We start from the raw sequence: 366 nt of genomic DNA, 5'->3' as shown, positions 1-366 counted from the left end.
ACGTTCATGCCGCCGAGTTCTTCGACCCAGCGGTGCTCCGCGGCATCGAGGAAGACGACCTGATCGCAACCCCTCTTCGACGCCTCGGCTTGCGCCACGAGGCTGGCTGCGTAGTTTCCGCCGCATTTTGCAGCGCCCGTGCCGCCGTTGGCTGCACGGGTGTATTCGGTTTCGACCCAAAGAGAGACGGCCTTCGCGCCGCCCTTGAAGTAGGCGCCGACCGGTGAGGCGATGACGCAGAAGACATATTCCTGAGCCGGACGAACGCCGAGAAACGCCTCGTTGGCGAACATGAAGGGGCGAAGGTAGAGGCTGGCGTCGCCGGATGGAATCCAAGCCTTGTCGACGCGGACCAGTGCTTCGACC

The 366-nt window shown here is 63.7% G+C and carries 1 pseudogene; it reads right to left on the bottom strand.

The features are described from left to right. Positions 1-366: pseudogene (locus AC5ZG1_RS44765) on the bottom strand (branched chain amino acid aminotransferase); the annotation flags it as partial.

This window comes from Bradyrhizobium sp. Leo78, assembly GCF_059512425.1.
Note: the sequence above shows the minus strand (reverse complement) of the source record. Positions and strands in the feature narration are given on the sequence as shown.